Genomic DNA, 16,940 nt, shown 5'->3' with positions numbered 1-16,940 from the left:
GTCGGCTACGGCTCATCGCGCATCTCCCGCTCTCAGTTCGGCGACCGCTCCCTGTCGTCCCGTCCACCACGCCTGGACCCCCGCGACTCCCACCGTCACCAGCACGATCGCCGCCGCCGGTAGCGCCAGCGACATCGCGTCCGTCCGCAACACCGCCTCCCCGGCCTCGGTCCGGTGCGCGGCCAGGGCGATCGTCGTCACGTCCACGCCCGGGGAGAGCAGACGGATCGTCGCCCAGCCGGTCAGGGCACCGCCGGCTGCCGCCAGAGCCGCCTGCGGGAGGGACTCCAGGATGAGCAGGCGGCGGCCCTGGGCGCGGGTCAGGCCCATGGTGCGCAGGCGGGCCAGCAGGGCCGTGCGTTCGGGGGCCGCTCTGAGCAGGGAGAGGAGAAGGGCCAGTACGGCGTAGCCGGCGCCCGCCGCCACCGCCGCCGCGTAGACCCGTTCCGCGCCCGACTGGAGGGGCGAGTCGCCGTAGCGGGCGCGTTCCGTGGAGCGGAGTTGGATCTGGGCCGAGGTGCCTGCTGCCTCGCGCAGGGGGGAGAGCCTGAGGTGGGAGCCCGTGAGGAGGAGGGCGGACGGGCGGGCCGCACGCGGGGTCAGGATCGCGCGGTTCACCACCAGGAAGTCCGCGCCGATCACCGCCGGCGTGCGGTCCACGACCTTGGCGATGCGGACCGTGATCGTACTGCCGTCCTCCAGGCGCACCGGGAAGGAGCGCGTCCCGTAGCGGGAGGCCACGGACGGGGAGGCCAGGGCCGGTTGGGGGTCGGTGGCCGCGTGCTTCGTCAACTCGCCTGCGGCGAAAGCCCCGAGACCCGTCCGTGCCGCCAACTCCGCGTAGTCGTCCGGGTTCACGCCCGCCACCGGGACCGTGTGTTCCCCGTCCCCCGGCTTCGACTCGTACGAGAGGCTCACCGCCGACACGGCCCGCACGCCCGGCGTCCGGCGGATGCGGTCGGGCAGGTCCGTCGGCAGCGGTACCGGGGTCTCGACGCGGGCGTCCGCGCCGACGGCGAAGAGGGCCGCGCGGTCGCGGGCCTCGTGGACGCCGGCCAGGACCGAGCCGCCGAAGGCCGCCGTGGTGAGCGCGGTCAGCAGGGCCAGCAGCGGCAGCACCGCGGAGGCGGAGGTGCGGCCCGCGCGGGCGAGCGACAGATGGGTCACCGTGCCGCGCAGGCGGGCGGCCGGGCGGGCCAGGGCTCGCAGTGGGAGCGGGTAGAGGCGGATCAGCAGGAGCGCCGCGACCGTCGCCGTCAACACCGGGGCCAGGGAGGAGAGTTGGCCGCCGGAAGTGCCCGTGCGGCGCAGGGTCTCCACCGCGCCGAGGGCGACGACCACCAGGGTCAGCTCCGCGACCGTGCGGCGCCGGGACGGTCGTACCGTCGAGACGTCCGCGCGGGCGGCGTGCACCCGTACCGACCGGTGCACCACCGCGGCGCGGAGGGGGAGGGCCGCGCAGGCGACGAGGGTGACCGCGGTGGCCGCCGCGGTCGCGTGGACGGCGCGTTCCGTGGGGACCGCGAGCAGGGCGAGGGCCAGGCCCACGGCCCAGGCGGGGACGGCGACCACCGCCGTCTCGGCGAGCAGGCGGACCGCGAGGCCCCGCAGGGACGCGCCGCGGGCGCGGAGCAGGGCCAGTTCGGCGGCGCGGCGGTCGGCGGCGAGGCCGGCCGCCATCAGGAGTACGACGGCCGCGACCGTGCCGGTGCCGAACGCGGCCACGGCGACCAGCGGCCGGACCTTCCCGCGCAGCGCGCCGTAGGTGTCCAGCACGTCGTCGAGGTAGGTGGTGACGTTGGTGGACTGGTCGGTGGCCGCGCGGAGCCTGCGGGTGTCGGGGCCGGTCTCCATGGAGGCCACCGCGGACTTCAGGTCGTCCAGCTGGTGGGAGCGCAGGGCGGAGGTGGCGGGCGCCAACTGCCAGTAGCGCTGCGGGTCTCCGGCCGTACCGAGCAGCGCGGGGGCCGCGTCGGGGGCGAGCAGGAGGGCGCCGAGCCAGTAGTAGAAGTCGGTGTTCGGGACCGGGATCAGGTTGGGGGTGTGCAGGAGCTCGTGGGTGGCCCAGTAGGCGCCGGCGGGGTCGCGCGGGGTGACGATGCCGGTGACGCGGACGGCGAGCGGGGCGCGGCCCGAGCCCGGTACGTGGATCACCGAACCGACCTTGATGTGCAGCGACTTGGCGGTCTCGGCGCTGACGGCCGCCTCCACCTCCGTTGTCACGGCGGTCACTTGGCCGTCGGCACGGGGCAGCCGGCCGGCCCTGACGGTCGCGTGCGCGGCCAGCCCCTCCTGGGCGATCAGCTCCAACTGCGCGGGCAGTCCGTACGGTTGGGGAAGGAAAGGGTCGGGTGCCTTCTGGGGGTTGGCGGTGCGCACCCCGTACGTCGACTGGGCGCGGTCGGCGACGAAGGGGCGCCGGAGAGCGGCGAGGACACTGGCGTAGTGCGCGTCGAGCGCGGCGGGGCGCAGGGCGTTCTCCCGCATCCGCTGGGACAGGAGCGGGTCGGGCTGCTGGGCGTACACGGTCAGGCTGGTGTTGAGGGGGTGCGCCTGTTCGACGGCCTTCCGCAGCCCCGCGTCCTCGTACCGGTCGACCGCCCGCGGGAACGCCCCCGCGAGACACGCGGTGAGCGCCACGAGCAGCGCCAGCGCGGCAGCGGCGGCCGGGGCGGTGCGCAGCCGGGTGCGGATCCAGGGCGCCGGTACCTGGTTCACGTCACTCGCCCCCCTGATCCCGCAACGACACCACCGGATCCCCCCGCCGCACCGCCAGCCCCACCGTCACGGCCAGCGGCGCGAGAGCCACCGCCGCCAGGAGTACGGCGGCCGTGGAGACCGGGAGTTCGACCAGCACCGTCGGAACCGGGCGGGTGGCCTGGGCGGTCAGGACGATCAGCGGGATCACCGCCCGCGTGAGGACCGTACCGAGGGCCGCGCCCACCAGCAGCGCCAGCGCCACCAACACGCCCTGCTCCACGGCGATCATGCGGGCCAGCCGGCGGCGTGGGGCGCCCAGGGCGCGCAGCACCGCGAGTTCGGAGCGCCGCTCCCGCAGGGACCCCGCCGCGCTCACCGCGAAACCGACCGCGGCCAGTGCCGCCGCCACCCCGGCCGCCGCCGCGAACGCCGCCTCCGGGCCCGCGCCGAACGGATCGTCCCGCAGCTGCGCGGCCGTCTCGTCCCGCACCACGACCTGCTCGGGATCCACGTCGGGCAGTGCCCGCAGCGCCGCCGCGACTGACGCCGACCCGCCCGGCGCGGTCCGCAGCCACCACTCCGTCGGCGTGACCCCCATGCCGTACCGCGCCTCCAGCACCCGGTTCAGGGACCGCAGATCGACCAGCAGGGCACCGCCGTCGGAGTCGCCGGTCGTCGGCAACTGCCGTACCGCCCGCAGGATCCGCACCGGCACGACCTGTCCGCCGACCGTCACGTCCACCCGGTCCCCGACGCGGGCGGCGGCCGAGGTGAGGAAGCGGTCGGTGGCGAGGCCGGTGATCTCGGGCGCCTTGGGCTGGGCGACCTGCACCCGTACCGTCACCAGCGAGACGGTCCAGGAGTCCCCGGCCGGCTTGAACCCCGTGCCGTACGAGACCGTCGGCGGCCCGGAGTCACTCACCTTCGGTTTGGTCGCCGCGGCCCGCGGGTCCGTCGAGGACACCGTGCCGTCGACGTGCGTGGCCGCCGTCCAGTCCGCGGGCAACTGAAGCCGCCGTACCGCACCTTGGGCGTCCACCGCCGTCAACTCGCCCAGGGTGAGACGGTGTTGTTCCGGGCGGTCCAGTGGCTGGGGCATGACCAGCTGGATGCCGGTGAGGGTGAGCGGGCCGCCGGCGACGCTCATGGTGAGCGTGTGCGGCCGTCCGTCGCTGGGGAGTTGGCCGGCGCGCAGCTCGTACGGGGTGCCGTAGGAGTCCTCCACGGTGGCCGTCACGTCCGCCGTCGTCATCCCGGGGCCGGTGTCGCTGCGCAGGGTCGCCGTCAGCCGCAGCCGGGCCGTGTGCCCGGGGACGGCAGCCCCGGCCGCCTGCGCCTTCGGGCCGAGCGAGGCGAGCAGCGGCCGTACCGGCTCGGAGGACAGGTCCCGGCGCATCAGGACGGTGTCCGTGGCGTGTGCGGTGTCCAGGGCCAGCAGGGCGCCGGTACGGCTGCCGGACAGGGGCAGTTCGGCCCGTACGGCGGGCGCGATCCCGCTCACGTGCGGGACGGCCGCGTAGGTCTCCGTGCGGCCGACCCCGCCGTCGCCGGCACCGAGGACGCGGACCGGCGCGCCCGCGGTGAAGTCGGCCTGGTCGTCCTGCGAGCGTTCCCAGGAGGCGCCCTGGCCGATCGCGAGCATGCCGAGGGCGACCGCGAGGACCAGCAGCAGCACCGGGCCCGCGCCGCGCATCGGACGCCGGCTGAGCTGCCAGCCCGCCAGCGCCGCCGTGAGGCCGCGCCCGCCGGCCGCCCGGCGCTCGGCGAGCCGCGCCACCAGCGGCAGCAGCCGCAGCGTCAGCACCGTCCCGGCGAGCAGCGCGAGGGCGGGGCCGCGACGAGGAGCGGGTCCACGCCCAGGGTGCCCGACCGGTCGCCGCTCACGGCGCCGGAGGTGTGGCTGCTCAGCTGCCAGTAGGCGACCGCGGCCACGGCCAGCAGGCCCAGGTCCGCGCCCGCCCGCACCGACCCGGGCAGCGCCCGTGCCCGGCCCGGCCGGAAGCCCTCCACGGTCAGCGCGGGCAGCGTCACCGCCAGCGCGCAGCCCAGGGCCACCCCCGCTGCCACCAGCCACACCCCGAGCCGCCCGCCGGCCGGCACGTCCAGGCGCAGCCCGATCCGGGCCAGCGCCCCGTGTCCGGCGAGCAGCCGGGTCAGCGGCCCCGACAGCAGCGGCGCGCAGACCAGCGCGGGCACCGCGAGGAACAGCGCCTCCAGGGCGGCGAGCGCGGCGATACGGGAACGGGAGGCGCCGCGTGCCCGCAACACCCGTGTCTCACCGGTGCGTTCGGCGCTCAGCAGCCGGGCGACGAGGAGCAGCGCGGAGCCGGCGAGGAGCGCCAGCTGGAGGGCGACGATCAGCAGGGTCGAGCGGGAGACGAGGAGCGAGCGCCGGACGCGGTCCAGGACGTCGGGCAGGCCGGTGGTCACGGCCGTCGAGCCGCTCAGCGCGGGCTGCTTGCGCAGGGCGGCGGCGCCGGAGCGGGCCGCCTCGCGCAGCTCGCCGATCCGTCCGGTCGACAGGGTGGCGAAATCGGCCGAGGCCAGCCACGCCGACTGCCCCGCGCTCACCCGGTCACCGGCCACGACACTCGGGGCGGCGAGCAGGGGGCCGTACGTCGTGAAGCTGAGCGTGCGGACACCCCGGCCGCCCAGGTCGTCCAGGCGCCAGTACGGGTCGTTCGGTGCCGTCGGCCGGTACAGGCCGACCAGCGTGACCTGCACCTTCGGGCCGTCGAAGCGGTCGGTGAGGGTGAGGCGGGCGCCGGGCTTCAGGCCGAGGCGCCGGGCGGCGTTCTGCGGGAGGGCCGCCTCGACGCGGCCCGCGGCGGCCGTGGGCAGCCGCCCGTCGACGATCCGCACCTGCGCCCGGTCCAGCGCCGCGAGGTAGGTGAGGTCCGGGTCCCCGGAGCGCTGGGCGGGCGACTGAAGCGAGCGGGGGAGGGAGTACGGGCCGGAGCGCACCAGCGTCCGCACGGAGACCGGCAGCCCGTCGAACGTCCGCCGCGCAGCCTGTCGTACGGCCGTGTCCGCGGCCTTGCGCCGGTCCGCGGGAAGGTCGGCCTTGACGATCAGCGAGCTGTCGGCGGCGTTCTCGCCGTCCCGCAGGGAGTGGCGCAGGGCGGCGTCGCCGATCGCGCCGGAGTAGGCGGTGAGGGTCGCGAGGACGGCCGTGGTCAGCAGGACGGTGAGCAGCGCGGCGGCCAGCAGCAGACGGTGTGCGCGGGCACGGAGCAGCACGAACCTCGCCACCCCACCGAACGCTGACACCCCGACCCCCCGTGGTCGTCCAGATGTTGTCCAGACCTCCGGGCGATGTTGTCAGACGTGAGGGGCGACTTGTAAGCGCTTGTGGACCGGCCTTGACCGGATTGTGACCGGAATCCGGCGACGGACGACCGGAATCCGCACGTCATTCATGTCAGTCGGGAGTGTTGACCATCGAGGCCGCGGCATACGTCAGATAGCGCCACAGCTGTTCCTCGTGCTCCTCGGACAGACCGAGCTCGTCGACGGCGTCGCGCATGTGCCTCAGCCAGGCGTCGTGCGCCTCGCGGTTCACGGTGAAGGGGGCATGGCGCATCCGCAGGCGGGGGTGGCCGCGGTTGTCGCTGTACGTCGTCGGGCCGCCCCAGTACTGGATCAGGAACAGCGTGAGCCGTTCCTCGGCCGGCCCGAGGTCCTCCTCGGGGTACATCGGCCGCAGGACCGGGTCCTCGGCCACGCCCTCGTAGAAACGGTGGACGAGCCGACGGAAGGTCTCCTCCCCGCCGACCTGCTCGTAGAAGGTCTGCTCCTGAAGCGTGCCGCGCCGAATCTCTTTCACGCCCTCCATGGTGTCAGACCGGGGGAACGAGGACTTGAGGCTTAGGACCCCTGTACTCGCCTCAGCTCCCGTCCCGCAGCACAGTGGACGTATGGGCGCGCACGCTCTCGGCAAGGACCTGGACCGGCTCGCCGCCTCGGCGCGGGCGGGGCTCGTGCGGGAGATCGGGGCGAGTGGGGTGTGGGACGACGATCCCGTGTGGCGGGAGGCGTTCGAGGCGGTGCCCCGGCATCTGTTCGTGCCGTACTACTACGTCGGGGTCATGGGCGGCTACGAGCGGCGGTGGGGGGAGAGCCCGGATCCGCGGACGCGGGAGCAGTGGATGCGGGGTGCGTACGCCGACGCCCCGCTCGCCACCCGGCTGCGCGACGGCGAGCTGGTCTCCTCCAGCAGCCAGCCGTCGCTGATGGCGAAGATGCTGGTCGAGCTGCGGGTGGCGGACGGCGACCGGGTGCTGGAGATCGGGGCCGGCACCGGCTACAACGCCGCGCTGCTCGCGCATCGGCTCGGCGACGACGACCTCGTCACCACCATCGACCTGTACCCCGACATCACGGAGGCCGCCCGGCGCCACCTCGACGCCGCCGGCCACCACCCCGCCGTCATCACCGGCGACGGCGCCCGCGGAGTCCCCGAGCGCGCCCCCTTCGACCGCGTCATCGCGACCTGCACCCTGACCTCGGTCCCGTCGGCCTGGATCGCCCAGTGCACCCCGGGCGCCCGCATCCTCACCCCGCTGGCCACGGGCCTGCTCGCCCTGACCGTCCACGACACCGACCACGCGGAGGGCCGCTTCCTGCACACCCCGGCGTACTTCGTCCCCCTGCGCGGCGACACCCGCCCCGAGCCGGAACCGGCCCACCTGGGCGGCATCCCCCGCCACGCCCGCGACCACGAACTCTTCCGCTTCCTGCTGACCCTGACCCGAGGCAGCCTCGACCCACAGGAGGCCTACGCCCTGTGGGAGCGCGAGGGACAACCGCAGCGGGAGCGTTACGGCATCACCGTGGGCGCCGATCAGGAGTGGGCATGGCTGGACGACCCGGAGGGGCCGTACATCTGGCCCCTCCGATGAAACCGGCGGTGCGGCCTAGCCCCGCCGAATGGTGATCGTCGTCCAGGCCCCCACGTGCACCCGGTCGCCGTCCTGGAGGGGCACCGGCACGAAGGGCTGGATCGGCTCCTCGGAACCGTTCACCGTCGTACCGTTCGTCGAGTTCTGGTCGACGACCGCCCAGCTGCCGTCCGGCTGCTGGACCAGCACCGCGTGCTGGTGCGAGACGCCCGGGTCCTCCGGCGGCACCGCCAGGTCGATGTCCGGGGTGTCACCGGTGGAGTGCCGGCGGCGCCCGATGGTGATCTGGTTGCCGGAGAGCGTGCGCTGCTGCTCGGGCGAGTACGCGGGCAGGTTCAGGCCCGCGGCCTCGGGCCCCGAGCGCTGCATCATCGCCATGAAGTACTCACGGTCGGGACCGATCGTCGCCGTCCAGGTCGCCGGACCGGCCGCCTGCGGGAAACCGCCGCCGGGCGGCGCCTGGGTCGAGCCGGGCTGGGGGTAGCCGTAACCACCGCGCTGACCGGGACCGCCGGGACCGCCGGGCGCACCGGGGCCGGACGACGGCGGGGAGATCACCCAGTCGTCCTCACCGCCACCGAAGGACGGACCGCCCTGCGCCGGCCGCTGGGTCTCCTGCGGGAACCCGGGCGGGGCCGCCGGACCGGCCTGCTGGAAGGCCGACGGGAGCCCACCACCGGGACCGCCGGGACCGACGCCCGGACCGCCGGGGCCGATGCCGGGACCGCCGGGACCGCCGGGTCCACCAGGGCCGCCCGCGGTCGGCGTCGGGCCGGGCGGGGGCGGGACCGGGCGGGACGGGTCCGCGCCGAAGCCGGACGGGGCGCCGCCCGGGCGCGGGTCGTTGCCGTAGCCCTGCGGCGGGCCGCCGGGACGCGGGTCGTTCCCGAAGCCGCCCTGCTGACCGCCGCCGGGGCGCGGATCGTTGCCGTAACCCTGCGGCGGGCCGCCCGGACGGGGGTCGTTGCCGTAGCCCTGCGGCGGGCCGCCGGGACGCGGGTCGTTGCCGTAGGGGCCGCCGCGGCCGTCGTTGCCGAACGGGGGCGGGCCGGAGGGATCGTTGCCGAAGGGCGGGATCGGCTCGGCGGGGCGGTTCATCTGCGAGGGGCGGGAGCTCTGGTACTCGTACGAGTCACCGCCGCCGTACGACGGACCCGGCTGCTGCTGGTAGCGCACGTTCGGGGCCGGCGGGCGCGGGGCGGCCGGGGTGTACGAGGTCGCCGTGTTGGTGAGGAAGTTCCACCGGCACTCCTCGCAGAAGGGCGCACCGCCCTCGCGGGGCGTGCGGCACTGCGGGCACAGCTCGGGCTCCGGGTCCGGCACCGAGGACAGGTGCGGACGGCCGCCGGGCTGGCCACCGGGGCCGGGCGGCGGGAAGCCGTAGCCACCGCCGGGCGGCGGCGGGGGAGGGGGCGGAGGTACGGCACCGGCCATGCGGTGACCGCAGACCTCGCACCAGTCGTCGGAACCCGACTGGTGTCCGTTCGGGCAGGTCGGCATGTCGGCGCGTCCCCCTCTCCTTCAAGGTCCTGCTTGGGCGGTACTGGCGGTACTCATGTCACTTCTTTACACGAACAGTCTTTGTGGACCGTGTCTCGAGAGTCATCTCGTCCGCATCCTCGACCTTCGCCTTCAGTCGCACAGTACCCGTCGCGGCGTCGACCACGTCCACCACCTTCGCAAGCAGTTTCGCAGTATCCGCGTTCCCGGAGGCGCTCGCGAGCTGAACGGCCCGGCCCAGTTTGGCCGTTGCTCCGTCGAAATCGCCCGCTTTGCGAAGATCCAGCCCTTGTTGGATGGCCTGTGCCAGTTCGGCCTGCCCGGTGTAGTGGGCGACCTGAGGGTTGATCGACGTCGAGGCGGTCATGTCGTCGGTCCACACGGCCCTTACGAGGCCCTGGGCGCCGAGGTTCTCGGCGGTGCCGTCGGGCCGCGGGACCACGAGGGAGACCCGGGCGGCGAGCATCTCCTGGCCGAGGCCGGCGGCCGGGACCTCGACGCAGACGTGGTAGTCACGGGACTCGTCTCCCCAGGAGCCGGTGGGGTAGTCCCCGGCGCGCGGCCCGGCCTCGGTGCGGCGGTCGGTCAACTCCTCGACGGTGGGCGCGACTTGCTTGACGAACTTGATGGTCGTGCCGACCGGCGTCCACACCCGCAGCGCGACGTCGGAGACCTCCTTGCCCATCGCCGTCTCCATCATCCGCGTGAAGTCGGCGGCGAGGCCGGCCGGGTCGGCGACGATGTCGGCGGTGCCGAGCAGCGCGGAGGCGATCCCTGTGACTTCTTTCACTTCCCAGTCGGTGCCCACGCCCCGTGCGTCACAGGTGAACCGTCCGGCACAGGAGTCCAGGGCCGCCTTGAGGTCGGTCGGCGACTCGTGCTCGTTGCGGCCGTCGGTGAGCAGGATGCCGTGCCGGATCGCGACGTCCGCGGACGACAGCAGCCGGTCGGCCAGGCGCAGCCAGGTGCCGATGGCGGTGCCGCCGCCCGCGCTGAGCTTGCGCAGCGCCTGTTTGGCCTGCTCCCGGGTGGTGGCGTCGGCGACCGCGACCCGCCCGTTGCCCGGGTAGACCTCCTTGGCCACGTGCGTCCCGCCGATCACCGCGAAGTGCACCCCGTCACGCAGGGTGTCGATGGCGGCGGCCGTCGCGTCGCGGGCGTTGCGCATCTTGGTCGGCGGGTAGTCCATCGAGCCGGAGCAGTCGACCATGACGGCCACGGCCGCGGACGGTCCCTGTCCGTGCGAGTACAGGTGCGGTGCCGTGCTCGCGCTGCCGATCGTGCCGCCCCCGGTGGCGGTCACCGTCACGATCGCGTTGACCTCGCGGCCGCCCTCCGGCAGGTACTCGTTCTGGTACACGTCCATCGAGAACTGCGGCACGTTGGACTTCGAGAAATTGGCCATGCCTACTCAAATCCCCCTCGAAAACCCCGCGATCGCGGGGTGACGACTGTGTGCGGACCGGTCCCCTCCGATCCGCCGAGGCCTCCCCGTCGTATCCGGCCTCAGGCCGATCCTGCCCCCTGAGGCACGGCGGGGAACGGCACGACGGCCACTGTTACGTTGTCGTGGCCCCCGCCGTCCAGCGCGTGACCGACCAGGACCCGGGCGCTGTGCAGCGGACGTACGGCCGCGTCGTGCGGTACGACCTCGGCCATCTCCTCGGCCGCCTCCGCGTAGTTCCACAGCCCGTCCGTGCACACCACCACTACACCCGGCCGGTCCGGCTTGAAGGAAGCGGTGTGCGGCTCCAGTTCGTAGGCGTCCGCGCCGAGCCAGCCGGTGATCGCGTGGGCGCGCTCGTCGGCGTACGCCTCGGCCTCGTTCATCAGGCCCGCGGAGACCATCTGCGCGGCCCAGGAGTCGTCCTCGGTGAGCCGGGCCGGGGGTGAGCTGCGGTCGACCGGGACCCAGTAGGCGCGGCTGTCGCCGACCCAGCCGACGATCAGCAGGCCGGTGGTGACGACCGCGCCGACGATGGTGCAGGCCGGGGCGTTCTGGTGCGGGGCGTGCTCGCGGGCCGTGGCGGGCTCGGTGGCCAGCGCGTTGACGGCCTGCGAGGCGGCGACGATCGCGTCGTGCATCGCCTGCTGCGGGTGCGTGCCGCGCGGCAGGGCCGCGAGCAGCGACTCGGTGGCGGCGCGGGCGGCGGCCAGTGAGGCCTCGTCGGGGCGGGTCGCCGAGGAGACGCCGTCGCAGACGATCGCCACCGAGACGGGGGAGCCGTCCGGCAGGCCGGCGGTGCCGATGCCGAAGGCGTCCTCGTTGCGGTGGTGCCGCAGGCCGCGGTCGCTGACGGCGGCCAGCGGGCCGCATTCCTGCTCCATGTGGTCGCGCTCCCGCGGTTGGGCGTGCCCGCAGTTCTCGCAGTAGCCGTCGTTGTCCACCCGCCCCGCGCGGCAGGCCACGCAGAGCTTGGCGCCCTCGGGCGAGGACAGGTCGGCGACGCGTGGATCGGGGGCCTGCAAGGGGTACTCGTCCGGCTCCGGCGGACGGTCGAAGCGCACGCCGGAGGCCGGGGAGACCGGCGAGCCGGTGGGCGGCCGCTCCGGCGGCAGCGGGATCCCGCCGGAGTCCGTCCCGGGCAGGTCGGCCGGCAGATGCGCGGCCACCGGGGCGCCGTCGGACCGGGGCGCGACGGGCCAGGCCACGCCGTCCGCGTCCGGCGCCAGGTCCGCGCCGTTCAGCGCGATCGTCGGGTGGTCGTCCGGCCGTGGCGGCACCGCGGACAGGTCGTATCCGCACGCACCGCAGAAACGGTCACCCGACTCGAGCGGCCATTCGCAGCTCGGGCAGGCGGACAACTGGGGCATCTGCGACATCAACTACACCCACGTCCGGGGGCGGTAACGATTGGCACGTTCCACCAGGTCGATCCTCTCCTCGCCGCCCGTCGCCAGCCGGGCCAGCGTGCGGTACGAACGCTCCAGGCCGAAGCGGAGTCCCCGCTCGTCCAGGTCGCTGCCGAGCAGCCCCCGCTGCTCCGCCGGCGTGGAACCCCGGCCCCCGGAGAGTATCCAGTCCAGCGCGCAGCCGAGGACCTCGGCCGACAACTGCTCCCGGCGAGCCGGGTCCAGACCGTACGAGTCCAGCGCCTCGACCTGCCCGGCGGCGGCCGTCAGATCCTCCAGGAAGGGCGCGTCCGCGGGCGCCGCGGTGCGCTGCCGCAGCCGCGCCCGTACGGCGGCCACCCGGGCGCCCGTGTAGTGGATCGACGACTCCGGCACCGACTCCAGCGTCTGTACGGCGGCGCGCCGGTCCCCGGCCGCGAGCTGGACCCGGGCCAGCCCGAAGGCGGTGCTCACATAGCTGGGGTCGGTCGACCAGACCAGGCGGTAGTACTCGGCCGCGTTGTCCAGCTGGCCCAGCACCTCCGCGCACAGGCCGAGCGCCAGCTTGGGCGCGGGCTCGCCGGGGAAGGCGTCGTAGATCGCGTCGAAGGCGAGCGCCGCGTTCTCGTGGTCGCCGGTGACCAGCGCGGCCACGCCCCGGTACCAGACCACCCGCCAGTCGTCGGGCCGTTCGTCCTCCAGCGTGCCGAGCGAGGTGAGCGCCGCCTCGGAGTCGCCGTTCTCCAGCCAGGCCCGGATCTGCCTCAGCCGCGTCTCCACCGAGGGCGCCGGGGCCGCCGAGAGCGCGCCGAGCAGTTCGGCCGGCGCGGTGGTCATCAGGCCCGCCAGGAAACCGGCGTTCGGGTCGGTGGGGTCGACCCTGGGGACGGGCAGCGCGAGGGCGGCGGTGGGGGAGTTGACGTGCTTGACGAGGGCGGGGGTGCCGTCGGGCGTGGGAACGCCGGCCGATCGCTCGGCGGCAGCGGCGGCGAGTTGGCCGACGGAGGACGAGGTCCCCGGAGCCGCCGACAGGTTGCGCCGGCGTACGTACCTTGCGCCCAGCCGCGACACGTCCCCCTCGAACTTCGGGAACAACTCCGTGTCGGTGACCCGCAGTTCGGGCCCGAACAGGGTGGACAGGGCGGGCCGCGCCCGGCCCGTCTGAAGCGAGACGACCTCCCGCAGCACGCCCGTCAGCTGCTCCGCCATCTCCTGCGCGGAGGCGAAGCGGCGGGCCGGGTCGGGGTCGGTGGCGCGGACCAGGAGGCGGTAGAAGGACTCGTACTGGCGGAAGACCTCGATGTTGTCCGGGTCGGGCAGCGAGTCCACGAAGACGTTCGTGTAGCCCTGGAAGTCGAAGGTCATGACGGCCAGCGTGCGGGCGACCGTGTAGAGGTCGGACGCCACCGACGGGCCGACCTCGGCGACCTCCGGCGCCTGGTAGCCGACCGTGCCGTAGATGGCCGACTCCTCGTCGTCCATTCTGCGCACCGCGCCCATGTCGATGAGCTTGAGCTGGTCCTCGGTCTGGATGGCGTTGTCGACCTTGAAGTCGCAGTACAGCAGGTTGCGGCTGTGCAGGTGGCCGAGGGCTTCGAGGGCCTCGATGCCGTACGCGCAGGCCTGCTCCACCGGCAGCGGGTCCCGCTTGCCGCCGGATGTACGGCGGTCGTTGGCGATCTCCTTGAGGGACTTGCCGCCGACGTACTCCATGACGATGTAGCCGTCGAGGGAGCCGGTGCGCTGGTCGAGGTGCTCCACGAAGTTGTAGATCCGCACGATGTTGGCGTGCTCGATCTCCGCCAGGAAGCGCCGCTCGGAGATCGCCGCCGCCATCGCGTCCTGGTCGCCGGTGTCGAGCAGGCCCTTGAGGACCACCCAGCGGTCGGCGACCGCCTTGTCCACCGCGAGGTAGATCCAGCCGAGCCCGCCGTGCGCCAGGCAGCCCGCGACCTCGTACTGGCCGTGCACCACGTCCGCGGCCTTCAGCTTCGGCACGAAGGAGTACGGGTGCCCGCACTTGGTGCAGAAGCCTTCTGTACGGCCGGTCTTCTCACCGCGTGAACGCCCCACCGGCGCCCCGCAGTCGGAGCGCGAGCAGAACCGCTTGCGCTCGGGCACCTCAGGGTTCTCCAGCACCATCGCGCGCGGGTCGGGCCGCGGCACGTCCGGCACCTGGACCAGGCCCGCGCCGAGCCGCCCGCGGGAACTGGTGTTGGTGCTGGAACCGGAGCTGCGCACCGACACCGAGCGGCCCGTCGACCTGCCCGACAGCGACCGCGAGAGGCGTCCCGACACCGAGCGCCGGGACTTCGACGACTGCGAGGACGTACGGGAGCTGGGGCGGCTGCCCGTGCGTGAACTGCCGCTGCCCGCCGAGTCCTTGCCGTCGCCGGAGGTCCCGGCGGACGACGAGCCCGCCACCCCGTTGACGGACACGACCGGCGCGAGGCCGCAGGTGTCGCAGTACAGCTCGCCGCCGCCCATGTCCTCGTACGACCCGTCGCAGCCGGGCCGCTGACAGGGCTGTTCCGCCTGACTCATGACGCTCTCCCCCCTGTGTCGCTCACGCTCCCGGCCCCCTACGGTCCTCGGGCCCGCCCTGGTCCGGCACGCGTGGGCCGCCGAGCACCTCGGCGGCCGCCCGCTGGTAGCGCAGCACGGCCTGTTCGGCGACGCGCAGGTCGCAGGGCGCGCTCCACAGCATCCGGCGGGCCGCGTCGTACCGCTCGATCAGGAACGGGTCCTCGGCGTGCCCGAGCCGGGCCATCTTCGCCTTGTACGCGTCGAGGCGGCCGCGCAGCTCCGCGCGGACCGCGAGTGGCTGGGTGACCGCGGTCAACGACTCGCGGGCGCGCAGCAGTTCGTCCTCCGCCTTCTGCTCCAGGGACTCCAGGAGCGGGGACAGGCGGTGCCACTGGGCGTGTCTGCGGTACTCGGCGGCCGTCGCCAGCTGCTCCTGCAGCACGGTCGGCGGACCGCTGACCACCGGCACCTCCGTCGCCGCGATCTTCGCCAGCACCTCGCCGCGCGCGGTGCGCGCCTCGGCGAGGGTGCGGTCGGCGCGGGAGAGCACGTCCCGCAGCTTCACCAGCCGCTGCTCGGCGTCCTGCCGGACGGTGAGCACGGCGTCGATCTCCCGGCGCACGTCCTCCAGGGCGCGCGCCTCACGGTCGTACACCGTGGTGTCCGGGCGGCCGCCGCCGGGCGCCGAACTGCCCTGCGCGGGCAGCCAGTACGTGAGCGGGTCGGAGACCACCTGCTCGCGCAGGCTGGTCAGGGTGCGGGTGATGCGCTCCAGGTCGTCGCCGGAGGGGTGTTCGCCGGGGCGCACGCCGACCGAGTGGGCGAGCTTGCGGGTGCGCTGGAGCTCCGCGGCCAGTAAATCGATCCGGGCGGGCAGCGCCGACCAGACGGCGTCGGCGGCGACGACCATGTCCAGGCTCGACGCGTACAGGTCGTTCATCAGCTCGACCAGGGCGGCCAGCGAGAACTGCTCGCTCAGCTTGCCCGGACCACCGGTCAGCGTCGGCACGTTCGCCGTCGCCGTGGTCGAGCCGGCGACCGTGACGGACGCGCCGCGCAGCAGCTCGGTCAGCTCCACCAGGTCCTCGCGGCTGGACCAGCGGCGCCGGGCCCGGATCTCCCGGGCGGCCCGCAACGCGTCCGTGTACGCGTCGAAGTAGGCCCACAGCAGCGTGATCGACGCCTCCGCGGCCGTCCAGCGCTCCTTGGTGGTCCCGGTGAGCTCGGCGCCTTCGAGGAGTCTGCGGCCCGCGTGGTCCTGGAGGGCGAGGAGTGAGGTCTCGATCGCCTCGTGCTCCGCGCCGAGCCGCGCCAGCGCACGGTCCACCTCGTCCCGGTCCATCACCGGCCCGGCGGGGTCCGTGACGCCCATCGATCACCTCTCGCTGCTGTCGTGTGCCGTTATTCGTCCGTGGTCAGTTGATGATCGGTCACTTGTAGTGTGCTTCGGGAGGGGTCGCCGAGGCCGACTTCTTGCCGTCCAGGTCCATGGTGGGGTGCAGCCAGGTCCGGTACGAGTCCGCCCAGCCGCCGTCCTTGATGTAGTTCTCCAGGGTCCGGTTGACCTGGCGTACCAGATCGGTCGAGCCCTGCTTCATCGCCACGCCGTAGTACTCGTCCGTGAACACGGGGCCCTTGAGCTCCACCGTCGGGTCCTGCGCGGCCTGGCTCGCGGCGAGCGCGCCGTCCGTCACCACCGCGTCGACCTCGCCGAGCTGCAACTTCACCAGGCAGTCGAGCTGGTTGGGGACGACGGTCCTGATGTCGGTGGAGGCGGGGATCCGGTGGCCCTTGTCCGCGACCAGGTTGTCGAGGGCCGTCGAGGTCTGTGCCGAGCAGACCCGCTTTCCGGCAAGGGACTTGTCGTATCCGGTGATCGTCGAGTTCTTGGGCGCGAGGACCTGCTGGCCGGTCTTGAAGTAGGGCGCGGAGAAGGCCACGTCCTTGAGCCGGTCGCAGGTGATCGTCATGGTGCGCACCACCATGTCGACCTCGCCGCCCTTGATGGCGTCGATACGGCGGCTGGTGGGGATGGCCTTGAAGGTGACCTTGGCCGGGTCGCCGAGGATGTCGCCGGCGATCCGGTGGGCGAGGTCGATGTCGAAGCCCTCCAGCTCGCCGTCGGCGTTGTTGGGGTCGAGGTAGCCCCAGCGGTAGCTGTTGGTGTCCACGCCGACGACCAGCCGGCCCCGCTCCTTGATGGCGTCGACGTTCTTCGTGTCGCCGCTGCCGCCGGACGGCGACAGGCTCTGGTCCTGCGGGTACTCGCCGTTCGGGCACTTCTTCTCCACGGCGGCCTGGAGCGCGTGGGTCAGGCGCCCGCCGCCGCTGCCCGTGGCGCCGCCCGCCCCGCTCGCCCCGGTCCGGGGCAGCAGCAGGACGAAGGCCAGCGCGAGGGCGCACACGACCGCCATCGCGCCCACACCTCCCCAGCCCCGCAGACGGTGTGCCAGACGTGGTGCGCTCATCCTCCCGCCCCCT

Annotated in this window: 9 protein-coding genes and 1 pseudogene; 1 reads left to right on the top strand and 9 read right to left on the bottom strand. The window is 74.0% G+C overall.

The window, feature by feature from the left end:
- Nucleotides 1–12: 12 nt before the first annotated feature.
- From ACQEWB_RS17350 to ACQEWB_RS17340, 3 genes and pseudogenes are all read right to left on the bottom strand, one after another.
- Nucleotides 13–2,718, bottom strand: a complete 2,706-nt coding sequence (locus tag ACQEWB_RS17350; RefSeq protein WP_432831877.1) for an ABC transporter permease — start codon at nucleotides 2,716–2,718, stop codon at nucleotides 13–15.
- Nucleotide 2,719: 1 nt separating this feature from the next.
- A pseudogene (locus tag ACQEWB_RS17345) lies at nucleotides 2,720–5,952 on the bottom strand (FtsX-like permease family protein).
- A 169-nt stretch (nucleotides 5,953–6,121) separates the two neighbouring features.
- Nucleotides 6,122–6,535 (bottom strand): globin, encoded by a 414-nt coding sequence (locus ACQEWB_RS17340; RefSeq protein WP_242761294.1) that lies wholly within the window; start codon nucleotides 6,533–6,535, stop codon nucleotides 6,122–6,124.
- An 82-nt stretch (nucleotides 6,536–6,617) separates the two neighbouring features.
- On the opposite strand from ACQEWB_RS17340, the gene ACQEWB_RS17335 reads away from it, so the two are divergent.
- Complete coding sequence (locus tag ACQEWB_RS17335; protein ID WP_432831874.1) at nucleotides 6,618–7,601, top strand: methyltransferase domain-containing protein; 984 nt, start codon at nucleotides 6,618–6,620, stop codon at nucleotides 7,599–7,601.
- 15 nt (nucleotides 7,602–7,616) lie between these two features.
- Here ACQEWB_RS17335 and ACQEWB_RS17330 read toward each other — a convergent pair whose 3' ends face one another.
- From ACQEWB_RS17330 to ACQEWB_RS17305, 6 genes are all read right to left on the bottom strand, one after another.
- The gene (locus ACQEWB_RS17330; protein WP_432831872.1) at nucleotides 7,617–9,101 is read right to left on the bottom strand and encodes an FHA domain-containing protein; all 1,485 of its coding nucleotides are present in this window, start codon (nucleotides 9,099–9,101) and stop codon (nucleotides 7,617–7,619) included.
- A gap of 58 nt (nucleotides 9,102–9,159) precedes the next feature.
- Complete coding sequence (locus ACQEWB_RS17325; protein ID WP_432831870.1) at nucleotides 9,160–10,506, bottom strand: vWA domain-containing protein; 1,347 nt, start codon at nucleotides 10,504–10,506, stop codon at nucleotides 9,160–9,162.
- Between the two features lie 101 nt (nucleotides 10,507–10,607).
- The gene (locus ACQEWB_RS17320; RefSeq protein WP_432831868.1) at nucleotides 10,608–11,927 is read right to left on the bottom strand and encodes a PP2C family serine/threonine-protein phosphatase; all 1,320 of its coding nucleotides are present in this window, start codon (nucleotides 11,925–11,927) and stop codon (nucleotides 10,608–10,610) included.
- The gene (locus ACQEWB_RS17315; protein ID WP_432831866.1) at nucleotides 11,928–14,477 is read right to left on the bottom strand and encodes a tetratricopeptide repeat protein; all 2,550 of its coding nucleotides are present in this window, start codon (nucleotides 14,475–14,477) and stop codon (nucleotides 11,928–11,930) included.
- A 22-nt stretch (nucleotides 14,478–14,499) separates the two neighbouring features.
- Entirely contained in the window at nucleotides 14,500–15,831 is a 1,332-nt protein-coding gene (locus ACQEWB_RS17310; protein WP_432831864.1) for a hypothetical protein, read from the bottom strand.
- A 58-nt stretch (nucleotides 15,832–15,889) separates the two neighbouring features.
- Nucleotides 15,890–16,927: a glutamate ABC transporter substrate-binding protein gene (locus tag ACQEWB_RS17305; protein ID WP_432831862.1), complete on the bottom strand. Its 1,038-nt coding sequence runs from the start codon at nucleotides 16,925–16,927 to the stop codon at nucleotides 15,890–15,892.
- Between the last annotated feature and the right edge of the window lie 13 nt (nucleotides 16,928–16,940).

Source organism: Streptomyces sp. CA-249302, from assembly GCF_050936785.1.
Lineage (GTDB): Bacteria > Actinomycetota > Actinomycetes > Streptomycetales > Streptomycetaceae > Streptomyces.
Note: the sequence above shows the minus strand (reverse complement) of the source record. Positions and strands in the feature narration are given on the sequence as shown.

Excerpts from the sequence above, each read along its gene's own strand:
- ACQEWB_RS17310 (WP_432831864.1), bottom strand. The coding sequence starts at position 15,831 with ATGGGCGTCACGGACCCCGCCGGGCCGGTGATGGACCGGGACGAGGTG.
- ACQEWB_RS17340 (WP_242761294.1), bottom strand. The coding sequence starts at position 6,535 with ATGGAGGGCGTGAAAGAGATTCGGCGCGGCACGCTTCAGGAGCAGACC.
- ACQEWB_RS17325 (WP_432831870.1), bottom strand. The coding sequence starts at position 10,506 with ATGGCCAATTTCTCGAAGTCCAACGTGCCGCAGTTCTCGATGGACGTG.
- ACQEWB_RS17335 (WP_432831874.1), top strand. The coding sequence starts at position 6,618 with ATGGGCGCGCACGCTCTCGGCAAGGACCTGGACCGGCTCGCCGCCTCG.
- ACQEWB_RS17330 (WP_432831872.1), bottom strand. The coding sequence starts at position 9,101 with ATGCCGACCTGCCCGAACGGACACCAGTCGGGTTCCGACGACTGGTGC.
- ACQEWB_RS17305 (WP_432831862.1), bottom strand. The coding sequence starts at position 16,927 with ATGAGCGCACCACGTCTGGCACACCGTCTGCGGGGCTGGGGAGGTGTG.
- ACQEWB_RS17315 (WP_432831866.1), bottom strand. The coding sequence starts at position 14,477 with ATGAGTCAGGCGGAACAGCCCTGTCAGCGGCCCGGCTGCGACGGGTCG.